We start from the raw sequence: 23,550 nt of genomic DNA on the forward strand, positions 1-23,550 counted from the left end.
CCGGTATGCCGACGACCACCACGCGAACCGCCGTCCGCCCCTGGCCGGTGGCGCTGGTGCTGGCCAGCGCGTCGTTCCTCGTGCTGTTCGACAGCCAGTCGGTGGCCACGGCGCTGCCCTCGATCGGCGCCGAGTTCAGGCTGGGGCCGGACGTGCTGCAGTGGGTGGTCAGCCTGTACTCGTTGAGCGTCGGGTCGCTGCTCCTGTTGGGCGGGCGGGTCAGCGACCTGTTCGGGCACCGCCGGGCGCTGCTGGCCGGGCTCGCGGTGTGCGCCGGCTCCGGCCTGCTCGCGGGATGCGCCCCCGACATGGCGGTCCTGCTCGTCGGCCGAGGCCTGCAAGGCGCCGCCGCGGCGTTCGCACTGCCGGCGGCGCTCGCGGCCGCTGCCTCGACGTTCACCCGAGAGCCGTGGCGGACGCGGGTCTTCTCGGTGCTGGCGTTCGCGGCGTGGTCGGCGGGCCTGGCCGGGGCCGTGTTGGGCGGTCTCGTCACCGTGCACCTGGGCTGGCGGTGGGTGTTCCTCGTGACGGTGCCGGTCGCGGTTGCCGCGGCGGGCCTCGTCGGGTGGCTGCTGCCCACGTATGTGGGCGGCCGCGGCGACCGCCGGCCGCTCGACGCGTGGGGTGGGCTCCTGGTGGCCGCCGGTTTGGCGGCGCTGATCCTGGGCCTGTCCCGGTCGGCCCCGTTCGTCGCGGTAGGTGTGGTGGTGCTCGCCGCATTCGTGATCGTCGAACGCCGTACCGCCGATCCGTTGGTGCCGGGCCGGCTGCTGCGATCGCGCCAGATGGTCGGTGGCTGTCTCGCCTTCGGCGCCTACTGCACCGGTTACAGCACCGTCATCGTGATCGTCAGCCTGTACGTGCAGGACGCGCGGCACATGTCCGCGGTGTCGGCCGGGCTCGTGCTGACGCCGGTGCTCGCCGGCGCCGCCGTGAGTTCCTCGCTCACGGGCCGCGTCCTGTCGCGGTTCACCTCGCGCTCGGTGGTCGCCGTCGCGCTCGCCTCGGCTGCGGCCTTGCTCGCCGTCATCGCCGTGCTCAGCGATCGCGGCGGCATTCTGGGCCTGGTGCCGTGGCTGGCGCTGTGGGGGGTGGCCTCCGGGCCCGTTTACGTCCGCCTGACCAGGGAATGCGTCGGTGACGCGGCCGAGGCCGATCGTGGCACCGCCTCGGCCATGTTCGAGTCGATGAGCCACGTCGGCGGCGCGATCTCCGTGGCCGTGCTGATGACGATGCTCGGCCTCGGCGCGGGCTATCCGGCGACCGAGATGGTCGGAGCCGCCGTGATGGCGCTCGGTGCGGTGATCACGATGGTGGTGTTGCCGCGTGCCCGCCAGTGAGGTCTACCGCGCATCGCCGGAGCGTGGCGACCATGTGCTCGCGCATCGGCTGGCGGCCGCCGCCGGCAGGCACCTCGTCGCCATCCGCTCCGGCGAGCCCGGCGTCGGCGCACGCGGGGACCGCGAGGCCAATTCGTTGCTGCTGGAACGCCTTGCCCACGCGCGACCCGCCGACAAGGTGCTGTCCGAGGAGGCGGCCGACGATCCCGCGAGGCTGGACGCCGACCGGGTCTGGATCATCGATCCGCTCGACGGCACCAGGGAGTTCACCGAACCTGGACGCCGGGACTGGGCGGTGCACGTGGCGTTGTGGGGTGCGGGCGCCTTGATCGCCGGCGCCGTCGCGCTGCCGGCCTTGGGCACCGTGTTGTCGACCTGGCGGCTGCCGAGGATCGGCACGGATCCTGCCCGCACCGTCGTTGTCAGCCGTTCGCGCCCGCCGGCGCTCCTGCCCGCGCTCCTGGCGCGATGGCCAGCCGCAGTCCTGCCGATGGGGTCAGCCGGGGCGAAGACCGCGGCCGTGCTGACCGGAGTGGCGACGGCGTACGTGCACGCGGGCGGCCAGTTCGAGTGGGACTCCGCCGCGCCAGTGGCGGTCGCCGCGGCCTGCGGCCTGAGTGTCCGTCGCGTCCACAACCTTCCACTGCGGTACAACCAGCGCGATCCCGTCCTGCCGGACCTCGCGATCTGCCGCCCCCGGGAGGCGGCTTCGCTCTGGCGGGCGCTCGACGAGTTGGCCGAGTCCGCGAACGGCGACCCGGTGCGCACCGACTAGCTGTACTGCCCGGGGAGCCACCCTGGAGCGTCCATGACCCGCCCCTGTTCCCACCGAAGACGCCATCCGCGGCAGATGACCGAGCACACCATGAACAACACCATCCTGTTGCGAGCCCGGCAGCCTCGCCACCGAGCGCGATCTGGCGGAGCCTGGTTTGCCGACGACGGCCGGTGGGCAATCACCGCAGGTGCGGAAAATTCTGCTCATTCCGGTGTGCCTGCTGCTCGCGGGTTGCTCCAGTCAGGCGGCGCTTCGTCCGATCGGAGCGCAACCCGTCGGTGTGGAAGGTAGGCACGCCGCGGAACTGGACGTGGTAGGCGGCGCGAGCTCGGTGCTCGTGCATTCGGTGAACCTGGGTGCCGCGCTGTACCGGGCTCAGGACCCGGCCCAGGTCGAGATGCAGGGCGACGTGATGCGCGTGTCGGTGCGGCCGGGCGGGCCGGGGAACGTGGTCATCGACCTGAATTCCGCCGTGTCGTGGCGGATCGCGCTGGACGGCGGAGCCACCGAGGAGAACGTCGATCTGTCCGGCGGCCGGCTCTCCGAACTCGACCTGGGCGCCGGAGCCGGCCGGATCACCGCCGTGCTGCCACCGCCGCAGGGCACCGTGCCGGTGCGGATGACTGGTGGCGCGTCCAGCTTCGAGGTCCGGCTGCCCAGTCAGGTCCAGGCGCGGGTGCTGTTCGCCGGCGGTGCCGGAGAGGCCACCATCGACGGCGCGGTACACACTGGCATCGCGGGCTCCACGGCGCTGACCACACCGGGCTGGAGCACCGCCGCCAACCGGTACTCGGTGGAGAACGCAGCCGGACTCTCGTCGTTCGCCCTGACCCGGGCCTGACCCGAGGTGATGTGCCAACTCCGGGATAGCCATCGGACGCCGTCGCGACGGTTCGGCGACCGTGTTGAAAGTGCCATCAACCATCCGGCCGAGGTCAGCGTGATGCGCGCGGGTGTCGTGCGCCGTCTCGACAGCGCTGACGGGTTCGGTGTGGCCAATGGCGGCGGCCGGATGGGGCACGGAGTACACGAACGCGTTGAAGAAGCAGCAGGGCGCGGTGCAACAGGTGCTCGGTTGGTACCAGGTGTGGGACCTGCTTGGCGAACCGGTGGAGCGGATCATTCCCCAGTCCCACGGACCTGCGGCCGCGCGGCCAGCACCTGGCCCAGGCTTGAATTGTCGATCGCCTCAGTGCGTCTGGGCGGCGAGGGCGTCGGCCGGTACTGTGGGATTCCCCGGTGCCGGAGGTGAGGGCCCATCGCCGCCGACGACGAGCCGATCGATGAGCTGACGACGGCCGTGCGGCTGCTGTTCGACGCGGCCAGCGGCGTCGTGGGCCTGGTCTCCCGCACTCATCGAGCTATCGCCCCGCCCGTGTTGCCGGCCATCTCGGGCTTCGTCTACGGCTGCGTCAACGCCGGTGTCACTATCGCCGGCGCAGTGGCCGACCTGGCGCTCACTGCCACCGGAGTCGGCCGGCACTACCAGCCACTGCAGGCCACCGTCGTCGGCCGGCGCGCCGCCGCCGCGCTCAACGGAGCCGTCGGCGACAGCCTCACCGGTCGATACGCCGCACTGGCCACGCCGATGCGGCTGCGCCACCAGGGCGTGGACCTGTCGACGACCGCCCTCGCCGATCGCTATCCCCACCCGTCACGACACATCATCGTGATGATCCATGGCCTGGTGGAGAACGAGGAGTGGTGGCAGCACGGCGACGCCGCCGACCGGACCGACTTCGGCCGGCGCCTCACCGACGACCTCGGCGCGTCCGTGCTGTACGTGCGCTACAACAGCGGCCGGTCGGTCACCGAGAACGGACAGGAACTCGCGGCACTGCTCGCCGACGTCACCGCCGACTGGCCGGTCCCGGTCGAACGACTCTCCCTGATCGGTCACTCGATGGGCGGCCTGGTCGCCCGCAGCGCCGTCCGCCACGCAGTCGCCGGACGGTTGGCCTGGCTGCCGGCCCTCGGCGAGGTCGTCTGCCTCGGCACGCCGCACCAGGGATCCGACGTCGAACGCGCCGCCGAGCTTGTCGGACGCGCACTGGGCCGGTTCTCCGAGTCCGCGCCACTCGCGGCGCTGTTCACCCTGCGCAGCACCGGCATCAAGGACCTGCGCCACGGCCTCCCCGCCGACTCGCACCCGGCGCCGTCCGGACGTCAGCTGTTCGTCGCCGCCACCCTCGCCCTGGATCCCGGCAGTTGGCGCGGTCGACTGTTCGGCGATCTGCTCGTCACGCCGGCCAGCGCGACCGATCACACCCAGCAGGCCGACCGGCACACCTTCGGCGGCATCAGCCACTCGGCCCTGTTACGCCATCCCCGTGTGTACGCCGAACTCCGCCGTTGGTTGAGCGATCCACCACGGTGGCGCCAGCGATGGACTCGACGACCGCCGACCTGGTCGGTGTCAGGCGAGGAAATGTCACGAATTCGAGACTGATCATGTTGACACTGCGGTGAGACAGCCGAGAAAGCCAAGTTCGAACAAGATCGACATGCTGCGCGCTTTGGGACCCTACAATGTTGTAGGGTCCCATTTTTGGTGGCGCAATCCCAATGATCTTGGCGGCGAGTTGGCACAACTGCCATCGAAGTCGGATTGATCAACCTTTGCCAGGCTGATGGTCCGTTCGAGTGGGAGTCGGCGACGCGCTGGGAACCATCCCGACGCTCGGCCGCCGCACGGTGTAAGTCTGAAGGGATTCGGCGGCTCACCTCCGGTGGGGAGCATCATGGCGGCTACATCGAACGACCCTTCGGTGTCGGTCCGCGCTCGCCTGCAAGGTCAGGAACCGGAGGTCATGTCGTTCTAGCCTGCAGTCGATCTTCAGACGCTGTGCTCGGCGGTCGCGGCCGATGTCCGGCGCGCGTTCGACATTTCAAGGATCGCCCGGGACGTGCGAACCCGAGTGCGGCTTCAAGTGTGGTCCCCGGACAATGAACCAGCGGTTGACCTGAACCTGCGGCGTGGTGACCAATGACGAGCCTGGTCACCACGCCGCAGGTCGAATTTGACCACACTCGTGCGTACGGAAGTCGGGACGTGCAGAGCCGGCCGTGACGAACCGCCTCTCGGCCGAACACTACGGACGGGAGCTACCGATCAATACGGCAGGGCGTAAATGTGGCTCATATCGGAGTCATGTTTGGTTGTCGATCCGCGTGAGTCGGTGAGCCCGGGAGCAGTTCCCTGGATACCGGCGGTCTCGCCGCCCAGCCATTCGGCTTTGACGTACGCGTTGAACCGGGGAACGCAGCCCGGTTCTTTGCTTACGGTGAAATCCGCTTTGTTGAGTGGCGCATAACTGTGGTGTACCCGGTATGGCACATCATGGGTGACTACGACGCTACTGTCTGTCTTACAGAGTGTGCCGTCCGACTTCCACTGGTTGATGAAAAGCGTGAACTTCACCTCCCCTGAACCCTTCTCGTTACATGGCGTGTGTGGCAGGCAGATCATCAGGTTGACATCGCCGACCACGTTGAGGCCCTGCACGGTCAAGGGAAGGTCGAAGTAATCGAGCGCGGGCAACCGTGCCGGCACGCCGGCGTCGATGCCGTGCACCCCCGCACTCACGCTGGACTGCACCGGTTGTCCGTTGGTGTCGTTGATGACCGACGTGTCGGCAAAGGTGATGTACCCGCTGACCAACCGGTAGGTGGCGTCGGCGTCGGGGGAGAGCGAGTTGCCCCGCACGTTCGCGGTACAGATGACGATGCCGGCGACGCCGGGGTGGACGAGCAGGCGGGTGTAGAGCGTCACGTCCTGCCACGTAGGGTCCATGGTCACGTCGTACACGTTCTGCCCGATTACCATGTTCTTGCTCCAGCCACCTGGCCCCTGGCAGACCACCTCGTTGTCGAAGAGGCTGCGGATGGTGGCGCTGTTGACCCGCATCTTCGAGACCACATATGCGGTCTGCGCGGCGCTCATGCTCAGCGAGATGGCGCCCACGGGCGTGACGTTGACGTCAGTTCCGGCACCCTTGGGTGCCAGGATGGTCTGTGGGGTGAACGTAACGGATGTGTCCGCCTGCGCTGGTGTGGCCGTGACGAGGGCGGCGGTCAGGGTGAGCATCACTGTCATGGTCAGGGAGCGGACGTTCAAGCCGGGCCTCCTCATCGGTGACTCCTATGTACGACCGTTATCATGGTGGTTGTTGCGGTGGCGACGTCGAGTACCGCGATAGCGGTTTTCAACCAACGCACGACAGTCCTGCCTTTCGTTTCGATCAGACGTACTGAGAGGTCTGGGCGGCGACGCTGCCACCAGTGAGCTACGTCCACCGACCTTCCGGCGTGCCAGCCCGCGGAATGCAGATCTTCATCTACACGCGAAGAGAACCGCGGCACGCCCATCGCCATTCCCTCGTTGCGGCACCGGCGGGTGCCACGAGATCCAACTCGGTCATCCTGTCATGCGGCGATGAGGGCGTTCGAACAGGCGGTGAGACCGACCCACGCAGTCTGGGTGCCGCAGGTGTCGGGCTCACCCCAGCCGAGAAAATATCGAAAGTTTGAGATTGACCATGGTGACGTCACCGTGAGACACCGGAGAACGCGCAGGTCACGCAAGATTGATATACGACGAGCGGCGAGTCCCTGCACTGCCGTTGTTGGGTCTCAAGTCCCATTGCACTTTCTCATTCAGAATTGCACCTCACCTGCGCTTGTGCAACGGAAGTGAGACCTGACGCAGGACCGCCAGGCCAGGACGCGCCTGACGGTCCAACTTCGGCGCAACTCGCCCGGGTCTTCCTGGGAGTCAGATCCGGGTGTCAACCATGTCCGCCGGTTTGACGCGGGTCGCTTGATGCGCGACGGTGGTCACGTCACGAAGTACGATCGCGCACTGCGCTGTGTTGCCTGGTGGGTTGGAGTAGCTCACAGCATACCTGGCCGCGACAGGCTAACAGACATACGTTCCGTAACTCACGTTCATGATCGTGCTCGCATAGTACCAGAATTTGTGTGCGCCGTTGGTCACGCTCACGCAGCTGCCGAGCGCGTGGATGCCGGATGAGTCTTGATATCCAGGAAAAACCGACAGCGTGTACCCGTTGCAGTTGCGGTAGTACTGATACATCTCGATGCCTTGTGGGGCCGGCGGCGCGAATGCGGTCCAGCACGTCGGCGCCGCCGCCGCCGAGTTTGAGGTGGCGGCGTTCCCCGAGCTCGTCGCCGACTTGTCAAGGACAATCGCCCGGTACGCCGGGTTCACCGCGGGCTGCGTGTTAGCGGATGTCCCTGCAGCGCCGCTGGTGTTCGGTCCCGCCGCAAACGACACGCCGGCCAACGCGCCAACCAGGGCGAGGGAGGACAGCAGAGCGGCCAATACCTTATAACGCATCAAAATCTCCCTTGACTGTCAATATCGTCCTGCCGTTGATCATTCGACGTTGGTTACTTCGTCGAAGATGTTCATCGTTGGTAGGTTGCAACTGTCTTGCGTGTGCAGCGTCATCGCCAGGCCTTACGTAGCGACTGCCTCAGGTCTACGGCATTCGGGTTGTCCCGTGCCGATCGTCGACGTCGGACAACCAGGATCCGGACAATGAAGACGGACCTGGGGGTACCGATGCCACGACCTGAACGTCCACTGGAGCTCAACGACGGCCCACTGACCTCGTTCGCCAGTGACCTGCGGAAACTCCGCGAGACGGCCGGTAGTCCGCCCTACCGGACGTTGGCCCGCCAAGCGCACTACTCCGTCACCACGCTGTCCGAGGCCGCCGGCGGGCGGATGCTGCCAAGCCTGGCGGTCACCTTGTCCTATGTGCGCGCTTGCGGCGGTGATCCCGTCGAATGGGAACAACGCTGGCGGGACACCTCGGCCAGACTCGCCCGCCCAGCCGCGACGGCGAGCACAGACCCAGCAGAGCTCCGCGCGCCCTATCTCGGGCTAGCCGCATTCCAGGCTGCCGACGCGGACCGGTTCTTCGGTCGCGAGATCTTGGTGGAAAGCCTTCGTGACCAGGTGCGGCAGCATCGCCTCGTCGGTGTTCTGGGCGCGTCCGGTTCCGGGAAATCCTCCTTGCTACGCGCCGGGCTGGTCAGCACCGCCAGGATGCCCAGTGTCGTGTTCACGCCCGGCATGCACCCGATGGAGGAATGCGCGGTGCAGCTGGCCGTGCTCACGGGAGAATCGGCCCCACTGCTACGTCAGGAACTCGCCGCCGATCCCACGGCCTTGCACCTGCGGATCCGCCAGACCCTCGCCGCCAACCCAGGAAGAACGGATCTGCTGCTGGTGGTCGATCAGTTCGAGGAGCTGTTCACGCTCTGCGGTGACGCCGCCGAACGCCAAGATTTCATCACGGCACTCGTGCATGCGGCGACCACCGCGAGCAGCCAGACACGCGTGGTGTTGGGCGTGCGGTCGGACTTCTTCACGCACTGTGCCGGCTATCCCGAACTGCACGACGCGTTGAGCGATGGACAGGTGCTGGTTGGCCCCATGACCTCGGACGAGCTGCGCGAGGCGATCGTCAAGCCCGCCGCGGCGGCGAATTTGACCGTGGACACCGCGCTGGTCACGCGGTTGGTCGCTGAGACGGCCAACCGGCCTGGGGTGCTGCCGTTGGTGTCGCACGCGCTGCTGGAGACCTGGCATCGCCGGCAGGGCATGGCCCTGACCGCCGCCGGATACGAGGAAGTCGGCGGCATCCGCCACGCCCTTGCCCGTACCGCTGAGGCCGCCTACACGGCATTCACGCAAGACCAGCAGACAACCGCCCGGCAGATCTTGTTGCGGCTCACTGCTTTGGGTGAGGGCACCGAGGACACTAAACGCCGTATCAACCGCGTGGAGTTAGACGATACCGACGAGGTGCGCGTCGTCCTGGCCGCCCTCGCCTGTGGCCGTCTGATCGTTCTCGACCATCACAGCGTCGAGATCGCCCACGAGGCCCTCATCGGCCACTGGCCACGGCTGCGCGATTGGCTGGCCGAGGACCGCGAGGGCCTGCATATCCACCGCCAACTCACCGAGGCCACCACCGTCTGGGAGGCAATGGAGCACGACCCAGAAGCGCTTTATCGAGGCGCGCGTTTGGTCCGCGCTCGGGAGTGGATCGGCTCGACAACGCCAGGGCTCTCCGGCCGTGAACAGGCCTTCGTTACGGCGAGCGTGGACATCACACGACAAGAAGCGCAACTCGCACGCCGCCGCACGCGCCGGCTGCGTCAACTCGTGGCGGCGCTCGCGGTATTGCTGGTCCTGGCGACGGGAATCACCACGTACTCTGTCGCCCAACAAGAGACCATTGCGCGGCAGCGCGACGCGGAAACCATCCAGAACGTCATCAACGAAATTCCTACAATCCACGGCAGATATTTCGGTGGCCTAAGCGATGAACTTGCGCTGGCGCTCTACCGTCGCGATCCCACACCGCAGAACCTGGGCCGAGTGTTGGCCTCAGACGCGAACACCGTCACATTTAGGCCAAACGTGGGAGACTCAACTCTCGGCGGAAGACGTGGCGTTATCGCGTTGAGCACAGATGGATTAACATACGCCGTCGGTTCTGACAGTGGGGCAATCATAATTTCTCGCTGGTCCGGCGATCCCAACGTGGCCAAGCTCGTTTCGGCAACGATTCCTGGCCCATATATTCCTCCTGACGCGCTATATGACGGTGCCGTCAACTCGATCGCGATCGCCCGCGACGGCCGGACTTTGGCAGCCTCCCGCGACGACGGCACCGTCACACTGTGGAACATCGCCAACCTGGCCGCCCCTTCACGCCTGCGGGCGGTCACGTATCCTCAACCCAGAGAAGTGGAATTCACAACCGACGGCCAATATTTGACAGTCGCTAGCTGCGCACCGACGATGTGCATGTCTACAGAAGTCACCACAGTCCCGTCGGATCATTTCGTGCAGTTTTGGGAATTGAACCATTTGGACAACAAGGGTGTCGAAGTTCGCCTGGAATCATCCGATGGGCCGGTGAGTATCGCTGCAAATGGCAGCATTCTTGCGGCATGGAATCCGACATTCTACCTCACAGGGATTAAGATCTGGGACGTGGGGAATGTTCGCGAGGGTAAGGTAACTCTCTTGAACGAAAGCAGGGTCTCCGACGCAGTGACGGAGATGGCGGCAAGTCCGGACGGGCGCAAACTGGCGATCACGACTGAATCTTGCTGCAGTACCGCAGTGAGGTTGAAGATAGCGCAGGTGGCAACTGGTGGACGACTAACCGACCTTGCGACCCTGCCTGTCGACTTTGTCGCCCCTTTTGCTAGGCCTATATTTAGCCCGAATGGACGCGAGCTTGCGGCGGTTCAGTACAACAGGAGTTCAAGCTTATGGAACGTGTTCGATTCCCAACAACCTCAAGAGCTTGCAGAAATTCCACTAGATGGTGCCTATCGGACGATTTTTCTTACCGGTGACAGGCTGGCTGGAATTGGAATCGAAGGGGTCAAGATATGGTCCACCAATCTCGACTTGGTGAGCTCGAAGATTTGCAGCGAGGTCAAGAGTGCTCCACTCAAGGAATGGCCGCAGTGGGATAGCTTCTTTCCTAACATGCACGTTCCCGAGCCATGTGCATCCTAAGTGCGAACGGCTGGCCGTAGAACTGTCAAAACTGGGATTGATCATTGTTTAGGGCCAGTTGGGCCGCTCAAAACCGGCGAGTTCGCCTGCGATTCCGACAAGGCCCTTGCTCGCTATGGTGTCACCCGGCCTTGCTGGCGCTGCTTGGCTCACCGGTCCCGATACAACCTGCGCAGAAAGACATAGCGATCCTCGTTACGCCGCATGGGTTGGACGACTGTGGACCTGGCCGGTGTCGGGCGAGGAAATGGCACGGATTGGAGACTGATCATGGGTGACACCGTCGTGAGACAACCAAGAAATCCCAGGTCACACAAGATCGACATGTCATGCGCCATGAGACCCTACTCATGCCTGTAGGGGTCTCAAATCGCGCCGCACTTTCTCATTCAGAATTGCGCCTGAGCTGCACCTGTGCAGTGGAAGTGGGACTGGACCGACCGGTGGAGTCGCCGTCGGTGGCTCGGCCGCGTTGGGGTCCGCTTCGATGTTAGATCGTGGCGTCGGAGCGAACGGCTGGCCGCGCCGTGAGGCCGGGGCTGGTGGAGGTGCCGCCACCGGGCTCGGTGCTAGTGGGCCTAGGCCCACATGGTGCACGTTCACCAGTGGAGTGTTGCTGTGATCAGCTCGATGCCGACGTCGCCGCCGGTGCCGCGTCGTGGCGCGCCTCCCGCTGGTCAAGGGCTAGAAGCACTACTCGGGCATCTTCTGGTCTGCCACCGAGCAGGACTACCGGTGCGGTCCGGGTGGGATCGGAACCCGGTTCCGACACGACGGCGAGGCCGTTGAGGTCGTGAAGATGGTTGCGGCGGAGGCCGGCAACGAGGTTTGCTGCAAGGCCGCGGCCCCCGACTTATCCACATCGCGTTTCGCGAGCTGTTGCTGTTCGGCCGGGGCGAGGTAATTCCGGACCGCCCTTGCCACTAGTTCGCCCCACCCCGACTCTGGCAAACCAACGCCGAGACGGGAGAGACGTACACCGGTACCAGGAAGTCGGTTGCCTTATCGAACCCGGCCGACCAGGATCCTCACCCGTACCTCTTCGGTGAATGGCCGGTGCGGTTGGAGCACGTCGCGCAGCCGGTCGGCAAAGTGTTGCCGTTGTTCCGGTGTGGGAAGGCGGTCAACGGGCAACGCCGAATAGACACCACCGACGATCTGTTCGGCGCTGAGCTCGTCGGTGTAGTCAACGGTGGTGGCAGCAACGTCGTAGCCTGCGGTGGTCAACCCGTCGCGGTATGGCAGTTGGCTGGGGTCGTCGGTGCCGCAGGTGCGGGTAAGTTCGCTGCCTAGCCAGCGTTCCAGATAGCCACGCAGTGCCTGTGACCATGCCGTGTCCTGCAGCCACAGCGGTGTTCCATTGGTTACCACTGACACGCCGCCGCCAGAGCGGAAGAAGGGAACCATGGCCCGGAACAGCTTCTCGGGGTTCATCCAGTGCAGGGCTTGGCCGATGGTCACCGCACTGAGGTTGCGGTGACCGATCACGGCGCCCAGCGTGGGCATGTCGGTGTCGGCACCGAGCATCCAGCTCACGTTGGTCACCTCCTGCTCACGTGCGGCGAGCCGGGCGCGGACGAGCATGTCCGGTTCAGTGTCTATGGCCACGACGGATCGCACCCGCTGGGCGATCGGCAGCGTCAGCTGCCCGGTTCCGCACCCGAGATCCACCACGATGTCGTCGGTGGTCAATCGGAACGCGTCTGTCAGCGAGTCGATCACCTCTGGTGGATAACCACGTCGGAACCGGTGATAGAAGTCGACTACGTCGCCACGAAAACCCAGGTCCATGTCGCCATCGTGCTCGCTGGAGCCCTTGGTTCGACATCGGTTCCGCTCACAGCAGCGTGACGCGCGTCGGACCGCGTTCAGGGGACCTGAAGCTCACGAACAGATCCGACCCTTGACAGGATCACCCACGTAAGTCGGGCTCTACCTCAGTGGCGGGGCGATGATCAACGCACCCGACTTCGGCCAACGCGTGAAAACCGAGCCCTACAGCGAAACGGACTATCTCGGAACGACCCGCGCAGGGGTCGCCCCTACACGGGGCGGAGCCTACGGTCGCGGCAGCGCGACCCGAGTGCCGGACAGGAGCTCGAACAGGTCGCCAATCTTCTCGACCCGAGCCACCACGCCCTCCGCGGTGAACACCAGATCCTCAGCTTGCCTGCACGCTCGTACCTCGTCCCAGGTGACCGGCGCCGACACGGTCGGATCTTCCCGCCCCCGCAAGGAATACGGTGCGATTGTGGTTTTGGCCGGGTTGTTCTGGCTCCAGTCGATGAATACCCGGCCCTCGCGCTTCGCCTTGGCCATCACCGCCGTCACCGACTTCGGCGTCTCGGCGGCCAACGCCTCCGGGTGCACACCGAGCTGCTCCGCGATCCGTTTGATCGCACCAGCCGCCGACGCGGGGTCCCGCCTGGCCTCGACCACCAGACGCGTGGCCCGCTCCCGCAACTCGTCGGGGTACTTCCGTGGTGCCGCCATGACTGTGAATCCTCCGGGTGTTCGATGTCTCCATCAAACCCGGGGCGGGACACCCAAATGGAGATCCTCGACCGTGACGCCCGTGATCTCGGAGACCCTCAGCCCCCGTCTGGGAAGTCAAGACGAGCAGGGCGTGATCACGTCGTCCGTGTCAGGTGGAGCAGCCGGCGGAGGGTCGCTGGTGGAACGTGCCGGGCGCGAACAGCGGACGGCCGTATGCGACGACGTGCCCCACCGGACCGACGCCACTCCCGGCGGTGCCTATCCCTGACCGGGAGAGGCACTCGGCTTCCGTCCGTTCGATACTCGAGTCCATGCGAGGAGAAGCACGGCTCGGAGACTTCCTGAAGGCGCGGCGTTCGCAGCTGCGTCCCGATGACGTCGACATGCCCACCTATGGCGAGCGGCGGCGTGTGCCGGGCCTCCGACGCGAAGAACTGGCGTTGCTCGCGGGCGTGAGCGTTTCCTACTACACCCGCCTTGAACAGGGGCATTCGCTCAGCGCCTCGCCCGAGGTGCTCGACGCGATTGCCGGCGCATTGCAACTCGACGACACCGAGCGCCTGCACTTGCACGCGCTGGCCCGGCCGGTCAAACGTGCCAGTCGGCGGCGGCTCGCACCCGAGCGGATCAGCGAGGCGACCGAGCAACTGCTCGATGCACTGGTGGCGGTGCCCGCGGTCGTCCTCGGCCGCGGTAGTGATGTTCTGGAGTGGAACCGCCTGGGCCACGCGTTGTTCGCCGGACACCTCGACTTCCAGTCAGCGCGTTCGCCGTCACAACGTCCCAACATGGCGAAACTCGTTTTTCTCGATCCCCACACCCGTGAGCTGTATGCGGACTGGCCCAGCAAGGCCAGAGCGGTGGTCGGGAACCTGCGGCTGATGGTGGTGCAGCACCCGGACGACATTGCGCTGCACGAACTGCTGGGAGAACTGAGTGCGAAGAGTTCCATCTTTGCGTCGATGTGGGCCGATCACCGCGTCAAGCCGTGTGCCACCGCCGCTTACGAGATGAATCATCCACTGGTAGGGGCGCTCACCGTCGTCCAGCAGACCCTCAACAACGGGCCAGGCCCGAACATCGTGGTCGCCACCACGCAGGCGCGCTCGTCCTCGCAGGCCGCATTGGCTTTGCTGGCCGGGGCCACCTCCTCCGTCACCCCTGCTCAGGCAGGAGATCGCGTCAGTACCAGCTGACCGACTCGCCATCGAACGTCGGCACCATTCCTTAGCAGCTGTCAACCATCTGGGCACGGCGCTGCCGCATGCCCGAAAACAGGCAAAGGAAATCATCTCCATGAAAATCCTCCAATCCGCACTCGTGGCTGCGGTGCTGTCCGCGAGCACGATCATGACGATCAGCGCATCATCCGCACTGGCGGTCTCAGCTCCGCTGTGCGATTCGCGGATCGCCCAGCATTTCGACCTGGGAGCGGGACAGACGCCGGAAGCTGCTGTCTTGGCCCCCGACGGGATTATGTACGTCACCTTCGCCAAGGCCCGGCAAGTCGCCGAGATCTCGCCGAGCGGCGCCGTTCGGATCCTGGCAACGCTGCCCGCGCCCGCTGACGGCGGGGTCAATACCCCTGCGCTGGGGTTTCCGTTGACGGTGGGCATCGACCGTGCCTCGGACGGGACCTTGTACTTCCTCTATGCGACGGGTACCGCCGATCTCACCGGTGTGTGGCGTCTGCGCCCAGGTGGTGTGCCGCGGCGCATCGCTGCGCTTCCGGCCACCAGCCTGCCCAATGGTCTGGCCCTGGACCGGTCCGCCCGCTCTCTCTACGTCGCCGACTCGCAGGGTGGTGTCATCTGGCGCGTGCCCACCACTGGTGACACCGCCACCGGCAGCGCGGCCACTGTCTGGTCCTCGGATCCCGCACTGGCTCCGGCAGGATTCCTAGGTGTCAATGGGCTGAAGCTGCACAACGGGGCCGTGTGGGCCACGAACCTCGACAAGGGCACCATCGTGCGCATCTCCATTCGCGGCAACGGAGACGCAGGTGGGGTCCGAGTCGCCGCCACGGGTCTCATGGGGATCGACGACTTCGCTTTCACCGGCCGGGGCGACCAGATCATCGCCGCGCTCGACACTGCCAACGAGGTTGCTCTTGTCGGGAACGACGGTACCCACAAGGTGATCTTGTCCGCTGCCGACGGCCTCCAGGGCCCGACGTCCATCGCGCTGCGCGGCAACACGGTGTACGTGCCCAGCGCCGCCTACCTGACGGCGAAGGACCCCAACCTCCTGGTCGCCCACCTGAGCCACTGATCCCGTCACCGATGGCGGGTCCCCGATAGCCCGAGGCAGGGCTATCGGGGACCCGCTGTGCTGAACGGCGTCGGTCTCAGGCACCTCGTCAACGCCAGATCTACACGGCGGCGGTCCTTGACGCTCAAAACTAATGACGCTAGTTTAAAGCTATTCTAATTAACTACACGTGGAGTGCACTGTGACCGAGCACCTGAGCATCGCCGGCAACACCATCGCCTACGACGTGACCGGGCAGGGCCCCCTCGTCGTCCTGGCGCACGGCATCGGCGACAGTCGCCACTCCTACCGTTTCCTCGCCCCTGCCCTGGCCGCCCAGGGGTACCGGGTCGCCAATGTCGACATCCGCGGTTGTGGCGACTCGAGCCTGGGCTGGGACGGCTACAGCCGCACCGACATCGCCGGCGATCTGGTGGCTGTCGTCCGTCTTCTCGGCGGCCCGGCGGTGATCATCGGCCAGTCGATCAGCGGAGGGGCCGCGACCATCGCGGCCGCCACCGCGCCCGACCTGGTCGCCGGGGTCATCGAGCTGGCGCCGTTCACCCGCGCGCAGCCGTTCGACCTCGGCGGACTGGTGCGGGTGAAGCGCTTCCGAGCCGGCTACATCCAGCTGGCGCAGGTCGTCATGCGAGGAAAACTCAAGAACTGGACGAAGTATCTCGACCTGGCGCTGCCGGTCAAGCCCGCCGATTGGGACGATGAGCTGGCCCGCATCGAGGCGAAGTTGAACGAGCCGGGCCGGATGAAGGCCCTCCAGTCCATGTGCAAGTCCAGCCCGGCCGACGCCGGTGCGCAGCTGCCCAACGTCAAATGCCCGGTCCTGATCGTCGAGGGCGGCGCCGACCCCGACTGGGCCGACCCTGGTGCCGAGGGCGAGAAGATCATCGCCGATCTGCCGCAGGGGCTTGGCGAACTGGTGGTCATCGACGGGGCCGGGCACTACCCGCACGTCCAGCTGCCGGACCGGGTCGTCGCGCTGACCCTGCCGTTCCTGGACCGGACGTTGACGCGTGCCTAGGGCCGGGCTCACCCCGGCAACGGTCACCGAGGCCGGCGCCGCACTGGCGGACGAGGTCGGCTTCGCTCAGCTCAGCATGGGCCTGGTCGCCGAGCGGCTCGGAGTCAAGACACCTTCGCTCTACAACCACATCACCGGCCAGACCGACCTCGTCCACCGCATCGCCGTCCTGGCCGCGACCGAACTCGCCGATTGCATCCGCGATGCGATCCAGGGCCGGTCCGGCACCCAGGCCCTCACCGCCGGTGCGCAAGCAATGCGGACGTACGTGAAGAAACACCCCGGCCGGTATGCGGCGGGCAACGCTGCCCGGCCGACGGGGCCCGACGACCCGCTCATCGCGGCGCTCGGCCGGGTGCTCGCCTCCTGGGCGGCCATGCTGCACGGCTACCACGTCGACCCCGGCCAACAGATCCACGCCTTGCGAATGCTGCGCAGCATGCTCCACGGATTCGCGACACTGGAAGCTGCCGACGGGTTCCAGATCGACGAGGATGTCGAGGACAGCTTCACCTGGATGATTGGCTTCATCGACCATGGCCTGCTGTCGTTGGACGGCTCTCGCTGATCCGGACCAGAGGTCGATCTGTTCCACATCCCTTCTCGACAGGAGTTGCGAGGTCCGTGAGCGACCCGATCATCGCCGACGAACCCGAGAACACCAGGATCGAACGGCATGCGAGCTGGGCCGAGCTCTTCTTCGACCTGGTGGCCGTCGCAGGAGTGGCAGCCCTGGCCCATATCCTCGGATCCGAACTGGACCTCGCGGCGCTCGGCCTCTACACCCTGCTGTTCCTGTCGTTCTGGCTGTCGTGGACGACGTTCATGCTGTACAGCAACGTCGCCGCCGGGAAGACTCGCGTCATCCGGCTGATGGTCGGCATGTTCGGCCTCGGGGTGATGGTCGCGTCCGTGCCGGGCGTGGCGCACTCCGTGCTCGGACACGACGGCGACTCCCGTCCGCTGACGGTCTTCGCGATCGCGTACATCGCCACGCGTGTCTACGGGTCCCGGTCGTGGCGCAGGGGTGAAGTGCTGCTGGACTTCCCGGTGGTGCAGTACTCGACCGGCTTGTTGCCGTGGACCGTGTCGATCTGGGTCGACGGGCAGTGGAAGCTGGTGCTCTGGTCGGTGGGGATCGGCCTCGACCTGCTGCTGATCCTGGTCGTGTCGGGCGACAAGATCCTCAAGCAGATCCAGTCGAGGTTCACCGCGCAAGCCACCACCCGGCGCCGACGGCGGCCCCATGCCCGCTCCGACGGAGACGGAGCGGTGATCCACGGGGTGTCCGTGGATCCGGTGCACTTCTCGGAGAGGCTCGGACTCTTCGTGATCATCGTGCTCGGCGAGTCGGTGGTGCAGGTCATCGGCGCGGCGGCCGACGCGCACTACGACGTCGGCCTGCTGGCCACCGGAATCGCGTCGTTCGTGTTGCTGGCCGGCATGTTCGGCTTGTCCGTCGTCTTCGGATACGCCGGCTTGCCACACCTGCGCGCCGGCCGGATCCCCGCGCGCGCCGCCCTCGGCCTGCACTGCCTGGTCACCGGCGTCGTCGCCACGGTGGCCGTGTCGCTCTCATCGGTGGTCAAGCACGGTTCCGATTCGCTGCCCGATCAAGAACGCTGGTTGCTGTGCGGCGCAGTCGCGGCCTACTTCGCCCTCGGCGTGGTTACCGGTGTGGCCAGCCACAGTTCCGACCTGCAGCGGACGATCTCGCGCATCATCACGGGTATCGTGATCCCGCTCCTCCTCGGCCTGCTGGCCACCGACGCCGGCGGCCGGACCCTGGTGGTCTGGATGGCCTTGGTGGTACTCGCCCACCTCTGGTTCGAACGACGATTGGCACCGGTCCAAGGCCGCGCCTGAGCGGAAGGTCGTTCGACCGCGACCGAGGCAGCGAGGAACAGCATCGAGTGACCATGCCGGATCTGCTGCTTCCGTGTGGAACGTGGGAAGGCATGCCCCGATGCTGCCGGGCGGACCGTCTTTGGGTGGGCCGCAGACGAGAGGAGTGTCCCAAGTGGAGATCCCATGAGGGATTGAGTACCGATTCGGGGTGTGCCAGCGGGCCGGTTCGTAGTAGCGGCGAAGCTCCTGCTGGGCGCGGTGGGGGTGGAGCGAAGGGGCCGTCCCGAGCGCGCCCTCGACGGGAACCCGTTCGTGCAGCGGAGTTTCAGCGACGTGGTCGGCCATTTCCCGCACCACGAAACCGATGCCATCGGAACACCGAGAGCCGTCCCACCGAGATCGCCGGACGATTCCCCGCACCCTTGGGCCTGTCGAGGTGGCACCGCCGCGCTTCGACGATCATCGTTCCATGCGCCGTAGCCGACCTCCACGCCCGTCGAGGCGGACCGGCCTGACGGCTCGCTGCGAGCAACCCGTCAGGACAGGCCACCGCGGTACGCCCGCCGAGAACTCACAGGTCGATCGACAAGCTGGCCGCCACCGGTCCGGAGCTGCTGATCACGAATCAGGATTCGTTGCCCGCCAAGCGTTACGCGGCAGTCTTGGGCGATAGGCTGCTCGCCATGAGCATCCGGAACACCCAGATTCTCGATGAATTCCGAGCCTTGGCTCTCACCGGCGACATCCCGGCTGCGGACGTGGAGAAGTGGCTGAAACTCGTCCGCCCGTTCGCATCCCTGACAGCGGACGGCGACGGCCCGGTCGTCGGCCGATTCGGTGGACCGATCATGCTTCCCGCCGACGCGTCCGAACCCTGGTGCCCGCTGATCGCCACCATCGACTGCGCGGCCGTGCCGAAGGAAGCGACGGACCTCCCCCTGCCACCCGACGGCAAGCTGCTGCTCTTCGGATACCCGGATCACGCGGGCGGCGGCAGCGCTGCGTACGTTCCGGCAGGCGTCGCGGTCGAAGAGCACCACCCAGCGAGTTGGATCGGCGACGAGGCGCACGAGGAAACCCTTGAGATCCTCCGAGAATTTCCCCTGGGCGACATTCACCTGTCCATGGGGGTTTGCCTTCCCAGCGACGGACTGGTCCCGGTTCCGCCACCCGTGCACCTCGCACCGATGCCCGGACATCCCCACAGCGAGGTGCTGGCCGAAATGTGGCAAGACCTGTGGGAATACCCGACCTTGATGCTGGGGGGATATGGAAGGAGCCATGACTTCGATGCGGTCCGCGAGGCCGCGGGCCAAGCCTCTTTCCTGACATCGGAAGAACTCGGACTTCCGCACGACCCCGACGCGGTGCCGTCCGGAATGGAGGACTGGGTCCTGCTGGCCCAGTGCTGCATCTACCGGGCGCCGGGCGCTGACATCTTCTGGATGATCCGACGCGGGGACTTGGCCGATCGCTGCTTCGACCAGGTCCAAGTCCTCGTGGACTACAACCCCTGAACACCGGCGATCTGAACCGCGGGACGGCACGGCTTCGGCTTTCGCCTAGGAACATCCTCAGTTCGAGACGACGGTCGTCAGCGCCGGCCGAAGTCGACCTGCACCTCGCGGCGTGGCTCGCCGTCGGCGACCCGCACGGTCGGCTGACGCCGACCGAACCCGAGCTCCACGACGGCGAAGCGGTGCAGCGTCCGATACGGCGCCAGAATCCCACGCCCCTCCAACAACATGTGGACCTTGGCCAGCGTGAGATTCTGTCCCAGCCAGACGTTGGTGGGCTCGGAAAGGATGCCGGCCAAGGGATTGAGCACGGTGCGCACGATCGGGAGGAAGCGGGCCAGCACAGGCGCACCGACCATTCCTGGCGGGAGAAGATCGAGAAGAACGTAGCCATCTGGTGGTCCACAATAGAGGCCGAGGCGATGGTCGACGGCGACCCGGTCAACCCGATGCGCCTGTTCTGGGAGATGGGCTGCTGACCACCCTGGATGCCTACACCGGGTTGCGGTGGGGCGAGATCGCCGGGTTGCAGTGGATCAGGACCTACCTGGAGGGGGATCCGCGGATCGAGGTCGACCCGAAGTTCGGTGCCCTGCATGAGGTTCGGGGCAGGTTGGAGCTGGGTCCGCCGAAGACGCCGGCGAGCGCGCGGACGGTGCATCTGCCGCCGTTTCTCGCCGACGAGCTGCGAGGGCATCGGGCGCGTCACCCGGATGCGCGATTTGTGTTCACTGGGGCCAATGGTGGGTTGTTGCGGCGTTCGAACTTCCGTCGGCGGGTCTGGTTGCCGGCGTTGGCCGGGGACGAGGCGCGCGGGTGGGCGTCGCTCAATCAGGAGCTGCATTTTCATGATCTACGCCACACGCATCAGACGTGGTTGGTGGAGGACAAGGTGCCGCGGCCGTTGCGGCTGGCGCGGTTGGGGCACAAGCGGAAAGACGTCGACGACGACTACTCGCATGTGACGGACCAGATGGTCGAGGACATGCTAGAGGTGCTCCAGGACCGCTGGGAGACCGACGGCGGCTGGACCTGGGACGGGGAAGTGGCGTGAACTCTCCGGAATCGCGGAAGTGGTCAAGGGGCCGTGCTCCCCATTTGCTCCCCACAATCAGAAACGGCCTGTCGATGAAGATCAGCGACAGCCGTCTGACCAGGCAAAAATACAGTGTGGGCGATACTGGGATCGAACCTGTGACCTCTTCGGTGTGAACCAAGGACGCCATAATGCGCTGACCTGCGGAAACGTAACTTCCGCAGGTCAGCGCGGGTCCGTTTTAGAGTCGTTGTGCGCACTTGAAGACCGTTCAGGGCATATGTTTGCTCCCCAATTGCTCCGCGCCGTGCTCCCCAACGCTTCACCGTCTGCCCCTGGCTCATCACGCCGAGGGCTTTGGCGTCGGAGCCGTCGACTGCGGCGTGCAGTTCGACGTGGCGTCTGGTGCCCGTGCCGGTCAACTCGATGCCGCCGAGATCGACGTTGCTGTCCTGGCGGAGCGCGGCCCAGATCTGTCGTGCGCGCTGCTCGACTTCGGCCAACCGCTTCTGCCGCAACGTCTTACCGGCCTCGGTCATGAAGTTGAGGGCCACGACGCCCAAGCTGACCACGGGTTTGGCCACCGCTGCTTTCCTGGCCAGACTCACCCACTCGGCCAGGCGGACGGCCAGCGGTGCCCAGGCGTCTTCACGCTCGGCCAGCAGGTGCTCGGCTTCCTTGCTCACGGCGTCGAACGCGTCTGCGAGATCGTCGCGGGCGGCCGGCAGGTGCTCGATCAGCGAGGCGGGATCGGCGGACAGGTCCTGCCATCGCCGCCAGGCAACCTCGGCGGCCGGGCAGGCGGTGATGGCGCACTGCGGTGCGGCGGGCTCCCGGACCGAACGGATCAAGGCCATCGCCTGGCCACTCGCGTCGTCCAACTCCTGCCGTGCCCGCCGTCGGCGGCTGATCTCCTCGCGTTCGGCAGCGACTTCTTGTTCGGCTCGTTGCTGCCAGGCAGCATCGAGGTCGCCGATTCCGCAGACCGGGCACTTGCCGTCGTCCGCATGCTGATGAAATTCCAGGGCCCGCTGGAGCAGATCGGCTCGACGCTCGGCCTGTTCGATCGTGACCGTGCCGGCGGCGTGGTAGCCGTCCCGAGCTTGCTGTAGCCGTGTCAATGGGATCGTCACGGCATCGGAGGCAGGTGCGCGCAGTTCGGTGAGTGCCCTCAACGCGGACAGTTCGGCGGGTGGTTGCACGGCGGTGCCCGTGGCCAGCGCCTGCATCTCGTCGAGGTTCGGCACGTGCTTTCGCAGGACGGTCAGCGCGCGGACGGCGCGTTCATCCTCGACCGCGGCGAGGTCCTTCTTCAGCATTGTCGCAGCTGCCTTCGCCGCGGTGTCGGGTTCCCGCAGCACCTTGACCGCCGCTGTAAGGGATTCCTGGGCCTGCTTGAAAGCGGTCGAGTCCGAGGATGGCGTCGAGCCGGTCGAACAGGGTGCTGGGCGTAGCCTCCAGCAGTCCGCCGAGTTCGTCGTAGGACAGAATCGGTCGGTAGGTCTTGGCTGCCTGTTCCCAGCTGAGACTAGCGATCCCGACTTCAGGTCACACCGACCTTGGTGATGCCGACGTCTTCCTCTGCCAGTTCGACGACGACCTCGCAGGGCACGCCGTTGTGGAGATTGCGCCAGTGCTCGGTCCACGTGGTCAGGGACTTCTTCCCCGACCAGCGATAGGTGTTTCCGGTGATCGCGAATTCCAGCGCCTCGCTGAAGCTGGATTTGCCCGACCCGTTGCGGCCGGCGACCACGGTCAGGCCGACGGCCGGGTGGAGTTCGAGGTCGACACGCGAACCGATACCCCGAAAACCGCACACCGAGATCGACTTCAGAAAGGCGCCGACGGGCTCCTCCACGGGCGTGATCTCCCGGGCGCTCGGCTTGGCCGGCGTCGCCTGGCCACCCAACGCCTCCGCGATGGCCGCCTCGTCCTCGAACGCCGCGAGCACGACGTACTGCGCCTGCTCCGGCAGGTCGTCGTTCTGTGCCAACAGGGCGAACACCTCGGACAGCAACAGGTTGTCCTCATCGCGCTCGTGTCCGTCCATCCCCACCCTCTTCCCGAAGAGAACATCTGAGCGTCGCGCGACGAATGGATTCGTTACCGCGATGTCATCCGGTAGGCTGGAATCGGCGGCGGGACGTAACAAGCCTCGAAGAATCCGCGATAAAGCATGCCTGGTCAGCGAATAATGCGGAATGGATGAAGTGGACGGCTGTCTGGTCGGCGGCCCTTGACGTTGTGGCGCAGCCATCTGGTCGCGCTGGGCAGCGTGTGCGTGCCGAAAAGTAAGTCCGCGCAGGTCGCGTACCTCGGTGGGTGGCTGGCAGTCGCCGGACATGATCGCGACCCGTGCCGGTCCGCCTCGCTCACCTCGCCGTCACCCACGCCTTCGCCGCGCTACGGCTACTACCGATGACCGACCGCGAGAAGGACATCGAGATCCTCGCCACCAACTCACCGTCTTACAACGACAACTCGACGACCAACGCCCACAACTCCGACCCGAGGACAGAGCGTTCATTGCCGCTTTCCTTACACCGCAGGCCCGCGCAACTCTGTGCCGACTCCGACTGCTGGTCAGCCCGGACACGGTGCTGCGGTGGCATCGTGACATGGTGAAGCGTCGCCACGCCCCGGCGCCGAAGGCCTGGGCGTCCGCGCACCG

At 66.0% G+C, this 23,550-nt stretch carries 19 protein-coding genes; 12 read left to right on the forward strand and 7 right to left on the reverse strand.

From position 1 onward, the window contains the following. Positions 1-5: 5 nt before the first annotated feature. The 4 genes from AB0M73_RS02805 to AB0M73_RS02820 all read left to right on the forward strand — a co-directional run bounded on the left by AB0M73_RS02805 (position 6) and on the right by AB0M73_RS02820 (position 4,567). Positions 6-1,340 carry an MFS transporter gene (locus AB0M73_RS02805; protein ID WP_363886000.1) on the forward strand — a complete coding sequence of 445 codons (1,335 nt, stop codon included), beginning with the start codon at positions 6-8 and terminating at the stop codon, positions 1,338-1,340. Further along, a complete protein-coding gene (locus AB0M73_RS02810; protein ID WP_363886002.1) occupies positions 1,327-2,115 on the forward strand; it encodes an inositol monophosphatase family protein in 789 nt (262 codons plus the stop codon). The genes AB0M73_RS02805 and AB0M73_RS02810 overlap by 14 nt, the downstream gene beginning before the upstream one ends. 157 nt (positions 2,116-2,272) lie before the next feature. Further along, a complete protein-coding gene (locus AB0M73_RS02815; RefSeq protein ID WP_363886004.1) occupies positions 2,273-2,959 on the forward strand; it encodes a hypothetical protein in 687 nt (228 codons plus the stop codon). Positions 2,960-3,418: 459 nt separating this feature from the next. Then, positions 3,419-4,567 carry a hypothetical protein gene (locus AB0M73_RS02820; protein WP_363886005.1) on the forward strand — a complete coding sequence of 383 codons (1,149 nt, stop codon included), beginning with the start codon at positions 3,419-3,421 and terminating at the stop codon, positions 4,565-4,567. A 663-nt stretch (positions 4,568-5,230) separates the two neighbouring features. Here AB0M73_RS02820 and AB0M73_RS02825 read toward each other — a convergent pair. Beyond that, positions 5,231-6,235: a hypothetical protein gene (locus tag AB0M73_RS02825; protein ID WP_363886007.1), complete on the reverse strand. Its 1,005-nt coding sequence runs from the start codon at positions 6,233-6,235 to the stop codon at positions 5,231-5,233. 801 nt (positions 6,236-7,036) lie between these two features. Next, the gene (locus AB0M73_RS02830) at positions 7,037-7,477 is read right to left on the reverse strand and encodes a hypothetical protein (RefSeq protein ID WP_363886010.1); all 441 of its coding nucleotides are present in this window, start codon (positions 7,475-7,477) and stop codon (positions 7,037-7,039) included. Between the two features lie 204 nt (positions 7,478-7,681). Here AB0M73_RS02830 and AB0M73_RS02835 point away from each other — a divergent pair, with 204 nt between their 5' ends. Further along, on the forward strand, positions 7,682-10,693 hold the full coding sequence (locus AB0M73_RS02835; RefSeq protein ID WP_363886012.1) for an NACHT and WD repeat domain-containing protein: 3,012 nt from the start codon (positions 7,682-7,684) through the stop codon (positions 10,691-10,693). Positions 10,694-11,695: 1,002 nt separating this feature from the next. Here AB0M73_RS02835 and AB0M73_RS02840 read toward each other — a convergent pair. Together AB0M73_RS02840 and AB0M73_RS02845 are read right to left on the reverse strand one after the other, a co-directional pair. Next, entirely contained in the window at positions 11,696-12,484 is a 789-nt protein-coding gene (locus tag AB0M73_RS02840) for a methyltransferase domain-containing protein (protein WP_363886014.1), read from the reverse strand. Between the two features lie 267 nt (positions 12,485-12,751). After that, positions 12,752-13,186 (reverse strand): hypothetical protein, encoded by a 435-nt coding sequence (locus AB0M73_RS02845; protein ID WP_363886017.1) that lies wholly within the window; start codon positions 13,184-13,186, stop codon positions 12,752-12,754. A 314-nt stretch (positions 13,187-13,500) separates the two neighbouring features. Between AB0M73_RS02845 and AB0M73_RS02850 the strand changes: the two genes are divergently transcribed. From AB0M73_RS02850 to AB0M73_RS02875, 6 genes are all read left to right on the forward strand, one after another. Then, a complete protein-coding gene (locus AB0M73_RS02850) occupies positions 13,501-14,385 on the forward strand; it encodes a helix-turn-helix transcriptional regulator (protein ID WP_363886020.1) in 885 nt (294 codons plus the stop codon). A 100-nt stretch (positions 14,386-14,485) separates the two neighbouring features. Then, positions 14,486-15,460 (forward strand): hypothetical protein, encoded by a 975-nt coding sequence (locus tag AB0M73_RS02855; protein ID WP_363886022.1) that lies wholly within the window; start codon positions 14,486-14,488, stop codon positions 15,458-15,460. 181 nt (positions 15,461-15,641) lie between these two features. After that, positions 15,642-16,478: an alpha/beta hydrolase gene (locus AB0M73_RS02860; protein ID WP_363886024.1), complete on the forward strand. Its 837-nt coding sequence runs from the start codon at positions 15,642-15,644 to the stop codon at positions 16,476-16,478. Next, the gene (locus AB0M73_RS02865) at positions 16,471-17,046 is read left to right on the forward strand and encodes a TetR/AcrR family transcriptional regulator (protein ID WP_363886026.1); all 576 of its coding nucleotides are present in this window, start codon (positions 16,471-16,473) and stop codon (positions 17,044-17,046) included. Before AB0M73_RS02860 ends, AB0M73_RS02865 begins: the two co-directional genes overlap by 8 nt. A gap of 56 nt (positions 17,047-17,102) precedes the next feature. Further along, positions 17,103-18,344, forward strand: coding sequence for a low temperature requirement protein A (locus tag AB0M73_RS02870; protein ID WP_363886029.1), 1,242 nt, complete (start codon positions 17,103-17,105; stop codon positions 18,342-18,344). A 665-nt stretch (positions 18,345-19,009) separates the two neighbouring features. Next, the gene (locus tag AB0M73_RS02875; protein ID WP_363886032.1) at positions 19,010-19,843 is read left to right on the forward strand and encodes a hypothetical protein; all 834 of its coding nucleotides are present in this window, start codon (positions 19,010-19,012) and stop codon (positions 19,841-19,843) included. Positions 19,844-19,920: 77 nt separating this feature from the next. On the opposite strand, the gene AB0M73_RS02880 is transcribed toward AB0M73_RS02875, so the two are convergent. Continuing rightward, positions 19,921-20,202 (reverse strand): hypothetical protein, encoded by a 282-nt coding sequence (locus tag AB0M73_RS02880; protein ID WP_363886034.1) that lies wholly within the window; start codon positions 20,200-20,202, stop codon positions 19,921-19,923. 38 nt (positions 20,203-20,240) lie between these two features. Here AB0M73_RS02880 and AB0M73_RS02885 point away from each other — a divergent pair, with 38 nt between their 5' ends. Next, positions 20,241-20,897 (forward strand): tyrosine-type recombinase/integrase, encoded by a 657-nt coding sequence (locus AB0M73_RS02885; RefSeq protein WP_363886037.1) that lies wholly within the window; start codon positions 20,241-20,243, stop codon positions 20,895-20,897. Between the two features lie 23 nt (positions 20,898-20,920). Here the strand turns inward: AB0M73_RS02885 and AB0M73_RS02890 are convergent, their stop codons facing one another. After that, on the reverse strand, positions 20,921-22,198 hold the full coding sequence (locus tag AB0M73_RS02890) for a hypothetical protein (protein WP_363886039.1): 1,278 nt from the start codon (positions 22,196-22,198) through the stop codon (positions 20,921-20,923). A 224-nt stretch (positions 22,199-22,422) separates the two neighbouring features. Further along, positions 22,423-22,929: an AAA family ATPase gene (locus AB0M73_RS02895; protein WP_363886041.1), complete on the reverse strand. Its 507-nt coding sequence runs from the start codon at positions 22,927-22,929 to the stop codon at positions 22,423-22,425. Positions 22,930-23,550: the final 621 nt, after the last annotated feature.

The sequence above is a fragment of the Kutzneria sp. NPDC051319 genome (genome assembly GCF_040682195.1).
Taxonomy (GTDB): domain Bacteria; phylum Actinomycetota; class Actinomycetes; order Mycobacteriales; family Pseudonocardiaceae; genus Kutzneria.